Source organism: Acinetobacter sp. V115_6 (genome assembly GCF_031799025.1).
Taxonomy (GTDB): Bacteria; Pseudomonadota; Gammaproteobacteria; order Pseudomonadales; family Moraxellaceae; genus Acinetobacter; species Acinetobacter pittii.
Genome location: NZ_JAVQNO010000019.1, coordinates 160,186 through 168,432, shown reverse-complemented (window position 1 = coordinate 168,432; position 8,247 = coordinate 160,186). Strand labels below are relative to the sequence as shown.

Sequence of the window (8,247 nt, the reverse complement as noted above, 5' to 3'; positions counted from 1 at the left end):
TGGTGCGCTCAGAGAGATTCGAACTCCCGACCCCTTAGTTCGTAGCCAAGTGCTCTATCCAGCTGAGCTATGAGCGCATTAAGTAAATGGCGGTGAGAGAGGGATTCGAACCCTCGATACCAGTAATAGGTATGCTTCCTTAGCAGGGAAGTGATTTCAGCCACTCATCCACCTCACCGGAACGAGCCGCCATAATACAAACTAAAACCCTATTGTTCAAGTCATCATAGTGAAATTTTCTTGTTTTTTAGTTCAATGAATTATTTTTTAAGCAATTTTCTCATTATTTTCGTCTTTTTCGATCAAACGCTTGTTAAGATAGATATTATTTCTTCATCAAAATACTGTAGTGCATAACACATTATTGCAAACCTAAACGTGCAGTTCGGGTCTGCATGACTTATGCTAAACTTATCTGCCAAGCGTGAAACCAAACGACATGACAAAAAACTGGGCTGACCCCGAAGCGAAAGCTGAAGCTGAACGTTATGACAATCCTATTCCAAGCCGTACTCTTATTTTAGATACATTGGAACAATTGCAGACACCGCAATCTCATGCAGAACTTGTCGATCATTTTAATATTCATGACCAAAAAAGTATTGAAGCACTCAGTCACCGCTTAAGTGCTATGGTTCGTGACGGTCAAATCATGAAAGACGGGTTTAAATTTCAGTTGGTGGCAGATCAACCGACCTATGAAGCAACTGTTTATATCAATAGTAAAGGTTTAGGCACAGCGCATATTGATGGTCAAAGTGACCTTTTACTTCCTGAACGTGAATTACGTTTAGTCTTTAACGGTGACCGAGTTAGAGTGCGACAGACTTCAGTTGATCGTAAAGGCAAACCTTGGGGATTTATCACAGAAGTTTTACAACATCGTGTTAAACAATTAATTGGTAAATTGTCGGTTCATGATGGCGAATATTTTATTCAGCCCAACAATCCAAATCAGCACCAGCCTATTCCTTTAGAAAAAGAACTGGTAACGCATGCTGAAGCAAATGTTGGCGATATGCTACGTGTCGCAATAGATAGTTATCCGACTCGTGAAGAATTTGCGACGGCGCATATTATTCAATCTATGGCCGACAAAGCTGATACAGAAATTATTATTCCGCAGACTATTCTTGAGTTTGGCTTACCTTATGAGTTCCCAGATGAAGTTATAAAAGAAGCTGAAAGTTTTAAAGAACCATCTGCTCAAGACCGCGAAGGCCGCATTGATTTACGAGATTTAGCATTAGTTACGATCGATGGTGAAGATGCTCGAGATTTTGATGATGCGGTTTATGCAGAAAAACGTCCAGGTGGCGGTTATCGTGTAGTTGTCGCAATTGCTGATGTTAGCCATTATGTACGCTTAGACTCAGCCCTCAATGAAGAAGCTGAGGAACGTGGTACTTCGGTATACTTCCCGCATTTCGTATTACCGATGCTACCAGAGGCATTGTCAAATGGCTTATGCTCTCTAAACCCTCATGTAGACCGTTTATGTATGGTCTGTGACTTGAAACTCTCTCGTACAGGCCGTGTAACTGGTTACGATTTTTATCCATCAGTGATGCATTCAAAAGCACGTTTGACCTATACACAGGTAGCACAATATTTTGACGGCGCAACAGATGCGATTCCAAAAGATCGTGATGTTCATAAGTCTTTAAATACGCTTTTCCAGCTTTATCAGATTTTGAAAAATTTACGTGCTGATCGTCATGCAATGGAATTTGAAACCATTGAAACCTACATGACTTTTGATGAGCTAGGCGGGATTAAAGAAATTTTGCCACGTACACGTAATGAAGCACATAAGCTCATTGAAGAGTGCATGTTACTTGCTAACGTTGCTGCGGCTGAATATGCATTAGAACATGATGTTCCAATGTTATATCGCGTGCACGAAGCTCCAGAGTTTTCACGTATTCAGAAAGTAAAAGACTTTGTGAAATTACTGGGTCTACCCTTCCCTGACCAACCAACTCAAGCAGACTATCAAAGAGTAATTGAAGCAACTAAAGATCGTATTGATGCTCCTAGTATTCATGCCGTCTTATTACGCTCAATGATGCAAGCTTATTATGGCGCAAAAAATGCAGGGCACTATGGTTTGGCTTATGAAGCTTATACGCATTTCACTTCGCCAATCCGTCGTTACCCAGATTTATTATTACACCGTGCCATTAAAGCACATCTCAAACAAAAGCCTTATCCACTCTCTGGTGCTGCACTAGATGATGCAGGTGAACATTTCTCTCAAACAGAGCGCCGTGCTGATGAAGCTTCTCGTAGCGTAACGACGTGGTTGAAATGTCACTACATGCAGCAGCATCTAGGTGATGAATTCATTGGTATTGTAAGTGCGGTGACCGAATTCGGTTTATTCGTGACACTGAAAGATTTATATGTCGATGGTATGATTCATATTAGCCAACTCGGCGATGACTTCTTTATTTATGACCAAGCGAGTCAAAATCTAGTAGGTCAAAATCGTGGTCAAGTCTTTGGTTTGGGCGATGAAGTTAAAATTCAGGTCGCTGGTGTCAATCTGGAAGAACGTAAAATTGACTTCCAGCTCATTAAGCAAGTTACCCATGCAGGCCGAGTAGTTCGTAGCCGTGCGCCGCGTACGACTAAAACTACTACGCAGGCGACTGAAGAAGTTTTCAGTAAACCAACTGTCAGTAGTGATGGTGAGCGACCTGTTCACAAAAAGAAAGAAAAAAGTAAGCCAAGTTCTTACACTAAAAAATCTGGTAAGAAAACCTCAGCAAAAGCCGAGACTAAATCAGAAAAGGTGAAGAAAAAATCTAAGCCTAAAAAGAAAAAGTCGAATGCAAAATCAAAGGCTGAATAGTAAGTAAATAATTATCACACTTCAGAAATAAGTCTCCAATAGGAAACTTATTTCTTTTTAAAAAGGGTTATTTTATACATTAAGCTTGATTTCCAGCCTGAGAGGACCTACATCTAATACCATGTTTAAAAAATAATGTGGCTATTAGCAATGACTTTACAGCAAGCGACTTTACCAACTCCGCGTTTTGACCAAATTGAATTAGAAAATTTAAAACAAGACATCCAGCAAGCGATCCAAGCAGGTCAGGAATTTTTAAATACTCTTACGGCTGCACCTACAGATGCAGCTCAGCAACTTGCCGTACTTGAGCAAGTCGATACGCTTGAAAATAATCTAAGTGAATCATGGGGCGTTTTATCGCATTTAAACGCTGTAATGAGCAATGCAGAAACGAGAGAAGTCTATCAATCTTTATTACCAGCATTAAGTGAATATTACACTCAGCTTGGTCAACACACGGCGCTTTATCAAACCTATCAACACATCCATGATGGTCAAGGCTATACATCGCTTAGCCCAGCCCAACAAAGTGCTATCCGTCTAGCTTTACGTGACTTTAAACTTTCAGGTGTAGCTTTAGAGGGTGAAGAGAAAAAACGTTATGCAGAGATTTCTGCGCGTCTTTCACAGCTTTCTTCTGATTTTTCAAACCACGTTCTTGATGCAACACAAGCTTACTTTAAGCCACTTACCGAAGATCAGTTAAAAGGTCTTCCAAAAAGTAATATTGAGTTATTAAAACAGTATGGCAAACAACGCGAACTTGACCAAGCTGTCGCAACTCTAGATTTCCCAGCATATTTTGCAATCATGACTTATGCAGATGACCGTGAATTGCGTGAAGAGCTTTATAAAGCTTATGTGACACGTGCATCTGATCAGTCTGAACAAACTGAGTTTGATAACAGCAAAATTATGGAAGAAATTTTGAGCCTTCGTCAGGAAATGGCAAAACTACTTGGTTTCAATAACTATGCTGAATATTCTCTTGCAAGCAAAATGGCACCAGACGTAAAAACAGTACATGAGTTTTTGGTTGACCTAGCAGAGCATGCGCGTGCTCCTGCGCTTCAAGAAGTTGCAGAACTTCAAGAAATTGCTAAACAAGATGGTGTTGATGATCTTAAACCTTGGGATACAACTTACTATTCTGAAAAGCTGAAACAGCAACAATTTAACCTATCTCAAGAAGCGTTAAAACCTTATTTCCCTGCACCTAAAGTTATTCAGGGATTATTCCAGATTGTGCAGCGCCTATATGGCATTAACATTATTGAAAGACAAGCACCTGTCTGGCATCCAGATGCACGTTATTTTGAATTAGAAGACCAAGGTCAAGTGATTGGTGGCTTCTTCTTTGACATCTATGCACGTACAGGTAAACGTGGTGGCGCATGGATGAACGGCTTCCGCTCGCGCATGCAGACTCTTCATGGTTTACAAAAACCAATTTGCTATATGGTGTGTAATTTTACTCCTCCAGTAGGTGACCAACCTGCTTTATTGACTCATGACGAAGTGATTACTTTGTTCCATGAATTCGGACATGGTTTACATCATATGTTGACCGAAGTAGATAATATCTCGGTTGCAGGAACGCATGGGGTAGCTTGGGATGCAGTAGAACTACCAAGCCAGTTTATGGAATTCTGGTCATGGGATAAAGAAAGTCTAGATGTATTAAGTGAACACATCGATAGTAAACAGACTTTGCCACAAGAATTACTAGATGCTTTATTAAATGCTCGATTCTTCCAATCTGGTATGCAAACTTTACGTCAGCTTGAATTTGCATTATTTGACTTAACCATTCACACCAAAACACCTGCCCTGAACAGTGAGCAAATTCAGCAAACGTTAAACGACATTCGTAAGCAGTATGCAGTCGTTCCTACTGTCGACTACAACCGTTTCCAACATAGTTTTAGTCATATTTTTGCTGGTGGTTATGCTGCAGGTTATTACTCTTACAAATGGGCAGAAGTCTTAGCAAGTGATGCATTTGATCGTTTTGAAAATGAAGGTATTTTTAATACTCAAACGGGTAAAGAATTCCGCCAGGCAATTCTAGCTGTGGGAGGAAAAGACACTGCACTTGAGGCATTTGTTAATTTCCGTGGACGCGAGCCTAAAATTGACGCGTTGTTACGTCATCAAGGTTGGACGAATGACAACAAAACCGCTTAAACTATGGGCCTAAATTGATCGTGTGGTTAGGGTGATAAAGATGAAAAAACGTTTCATTGCTGGGGCAAAATGTCCAAAATGTGAAGCCATGGATCGAATTGTCATGCTAACCACCGCAGAAGACGAATGGATTGAATGTATCGAATGCGGTTATAGCGAAAATCGTCCGACTCATGTTGATGAGCCTGAAACGCCTGCTGAACCAGATGAAATTGGGGTAATACAGTTCAAGCCACGTCGTCCCGACTAAAGGTCTTAAACATGCCACTACAAAGAAAACAAAACTCAAAATTATTATGGATTTTAATTGGGGGCTTAAGCATTCTCGTAGTGCTTTTTTTTGCAGCGCAATGGTTTTTTAAAAAAACCGAGTCGTCAGCACCACTGGTTGATCCACAACCCGTCTCGACATCCGCTCCTGCTAAACCAGTTGACCCATTACCAAGTTCTGAACCCTTAGCTGAAAATGCAAGCTCTCAGCAACTTGTCAGTGAAAATGTGCTTAAAGAGCCTGTCCCTGCACAAGAGTCTTTAGCAAAAGAAGAAGTATCTAAACTTGAAGATATTCATCGCCAGCTAAAAGATCAGGAAGCAACCTTAAAAGCTCAGCATTCAGATGCTGATCAATTAACTAAACTCAAAGAAGAACAAGTTAAATTGCTGGAAGCTCAGCTTAAACAGCAATAGTTTTTCAATAGAATCTAAAAAAGCTAAAGCTATCCATCTTTAGCTTTTTTGTTAGGATTTAAATAATTCTAATCATCTTGTTTTAAATTTAATTAATCCTTTTATTTAAAAAGCCCTCCATTTTGGAAGGCTTTTTTGTATAACCAATACTTTGATTTAATTTATTTATACCAATCGAATAACTTAAATACGTATGGCACATAAGTCACTAATACCAATGATGAGAATAAGACAATAATTGGTAGCAACCAGCGCTCATAACGGAAGTAGAAGCTTGTATATTTCTCTTTCGCTTCTGCATCCGCAGCATTCACCTCATCATCTCCGACAGATAATCTTGTTAAGAGATGGTTCAAGGCAACTGGCGGTGTCACATAGCCAAACTCGAATGCAACCAATACAATCATCCAGAAGTGAATTGGATGAATACCATTTTCGTATGCCACAGGTGCAATGGTTGCAGCAACTAAAATTACAGCACCAAATGGATCTGTACACATACCAATAATGGCAAGTAATAGCGCAATACATGCAAGTGATATATAAATACTGCCCAAATGAGTCGGTAATAATTCAACCACTTCAGAGCGTTCAATTAAACCGCCTACACTTGCAGACAATGCCATCAAGATAATTAGAGCACCAATATGACCTACAGTTTCTGAGGTCGCAAAACGAAGTGCTCCACCAAAACCAAGACGGTATTGAGAGCTATGGGGATCATGTGCACGAAGAAATGGTGATTTTTGTTCGTGTTCGCGAACAATCGCTTCATGAATATTGATTGCAGGCGCTTCTTTGGTCGCAACCAATTTGTCATACAAGATCATTGCGATCAAGACTAATGGCAAAATTACTGGTGCAGTAAATTCGTTCATTCCTGTATCTAGTGCATATTTATAGATCGCAAGAACAACAGCAGTGATCAGAATATATGGAATTACAGGCACAAAGGCACGCATCATGCCTGGAATCGCAACTTTTGGTGAATTCACACGGAATTTTTCTTCAGCTAAGAGTAGTGAAACACCCAAGAAAATAAATGCAGTTAACCAAAATACATAAATACCATGCCCAAATAGCTCATCAGACGTTACATGACGACTATCAAGCATCGCAATTAAAACGACCAGTAGACATGGGCGTACAACTACCCCTAAAGAACCTGACATGGCAGACACAGCCAAAGCATATTGACGGCGAGCACCCGCATTCCAGACTTCTTTATAAATAATTGCACCTGCTGCGATAACGAAGATACCAGATGCACCTGTATAGGCTGTTGGTACAGCAGCAGCAATTAGAATTAACCAAGTTAAGGTTTCTGGCGCCAAATTCCATGGACGAAGCACATTAAGGAACAAGTCCATAACGCGTGTTTGAGTTAAAAGCATACCTGCCCAAATGAACAAGGCAAGGTTTAAGAAGATGCCTGAGAATTCAACCAGTAAACCAAGGTAAATACCTTGCCCCATTGGGTAATCCATAAAGAACGTAAATACGATGCCTGTAATTAACGCCATATAAGCATATAAAGGCACCGATAATAAGGCTAAGCCTATATTTCCGCCTTCACGCTTTGGTGGAGGTGAAACAAATAATTGATACAAACTAATTAAAGTCAGAACAACAAATAGAATCATCCACATCCAGTAAATCGTTACTGTTTCATAGGTAGGTGTTACCCCAGAATTTATGACTGAACGATACTGACTAATGACAGAGGTACTAAGTAGTGCATTACCAATCAACATAAACAAGGAATACACTTTGTAATCTATTTTTGTTGCCGGATTACGCAAACCAATATGGTGATATTTCAACGATGCAGTAATCGCAGAAATCAAAACCATAAAGACCAGTAAAATGGCACGGTTCTCTGTACCAAATTTAAAAATACCGAAGAAACCTGTCTCGATAGCACGGTAAGTACGTACCCCTGGGTTAGCTTCGATATATTTGATAGTTTTATCATACGCCTGATATTTTTCATCACATTGTTGCTTTGCTGCGAGTAGTGATGCACGGACATCACTTTCAGATGCCGCACCAAAGAAACTCGCGAAATCATCAGACGCGTTCGCTTTCATTTGTTCTTTTACTTGAGCCTCGATATTTGGATGTCGATCACAAGTTGGCTTTTCAGGCTCAGCACGCAAAAAAGAATATTGCATACCTGTAGCAGGGTCGCCATAAAGACGTTCCCCGATACGTAATAATTGTCCGTGGATCATTTCCCCGGTACCAATAATTAGCGTCATTAATAGCAAAATGAGGATGACGAATGTTGAGATCCATTCGTTCCAGATATAACCCAGCAGACCTAATCCAGATCTTTTTTCTTGATGTTCTTGCATAAATATTCCAATTTTGTTCTCTCAAATCCCTAAAAATAAGGACTTGAGTCATGCAATTTTTCTTGGTCAGGGGTTAAATCCATCCCCCTTCTACCAATCCCTTTATTCAACGATCAAATTTGCATCAAACTTTGTTAATAAAGAATGACTAAAATC

At 40.0% G+C, this 8,247-nt stretch carries 5 protein-coding genes and 2 tRNA genes; 4 read left to right on the top strand and 3 right to left on the bottom strand.

Features of this window, described 5'->3' with window-relative positions:
• A tRNA-Arg gene (locus RMA94_RS07620) sits at window positions 1–77 on the bottom strand.
• 10 nt (window positions 78–87) lie between these two features.
• Window positions 88–178 (bottom strand) — tRNA-Ser (locus tag RMA94_RS07615).
• Between the two features lie 261 nt (window positions 179–439).
• Between RMA94_RS07615 and rnr the strand changes: the two genes are divergently transcribed.
• The 4 genes from rnr (at window position 440) to RMA94_RS07595 (ending at window position 5,734) form a co-directional block, all read left to right on the top strand.
• Entirely contained in the window at window positions 440–2,857 is a 2,418-nt protein-coding gene (gene rnr / locus RMA94_RS07610) for a ribonuclease R (protein ID WP_005078314.1), read from the top strand.
• A 135-nt stretch (window positions 2,858–2,992) separates the two neighbouring features.
• Window positions 2,993–5,047 (top strand): M3 family metallopeptidase, encoded by a 2,055-nt coding sequence (locus tag RMA94_RS07605; RefSeq protein WP_311082409.1) that lies wholly within the window; start codon window positions 2,993–2,995, stop codon window positions 5,045–5,047.
• A gap of 40 nt (window positions 5,048–5,087) precedes the next feature.
• Window positions 5,088–5,297, top strand: a complete 210-nt coding sequence (locus RMA94_RS07600; protein WP_032004797.1) for a YheV family putative zinc ribbon protein — start codon at window positions 5,088–5,090, stop codon at window positions 5,295–5,297.
• A gap of 11 nt (window positions 5,298–5,308) precedes the next feature.
• A complete protein-coding gene (locus RMA94_RS07595) occupies window positions 5,309–5,734 on the top strand; it encodes a hypothetical protein (RefSeq protein ID WP_199992157.1) in 426 nt (141 codons plus the stop codon).
• 161 nt (window positions 5,735–5,895) lie between these two features.
• Here the strand turns inward: RMA94_RS07595 and RMA94_RS07590 are convergent, their stop codons facing one another.
• Window positions 5,896–8,091, bottom strand: a complete 2,196-nt coding sequence (locus tag RMA94_RS07590) for a TRAP transporter large permease subunit (RefSeq protein ID WP_005067292.1) — start codon at window positions 8,089–8,091, stop codon at window positions 5,896–5,898.
• Between the last annotated feature and the right edge of the window lie 156 nt (window positions 8,092–8,247).

Coding starts and splice junctions, on each gene's coding strand:
- RMA94_RS07605 (WP_311082409.1), top strand. CDS start 2,993: ATGTGGCTATTAGCAATGACTTTACAGCAAGCGACTTTACCAACTCCG.
- RMA94_RS07590 (WP_005067292.1), bottom strand. CDS start 8,091: ATGCAAGAACATCAAGAAAAAAGATCTGGATTAGGTCTGCTGGGTTAT.
- RMA94_RS07600 (WP_032004797.1), top strand. CDS start 5,088: ATGAAAAAACGTTTCATTGCTGGGGCAAAATGTCCAAAATGTGAAGCC.
- rnr (WP_005078314.1), top strand. CDS start 440: ATGACAAAAAACTGGGCTGACCCCGAAGCGAAAGCTGAAGCTGAACGT.
- RMA94_RS07595 (WP_199992157.1), top strand. CDS start 5,309: ATGCCACTACAAAGAAAACAAAACTCAAAATTATTATGGATTTTAATT.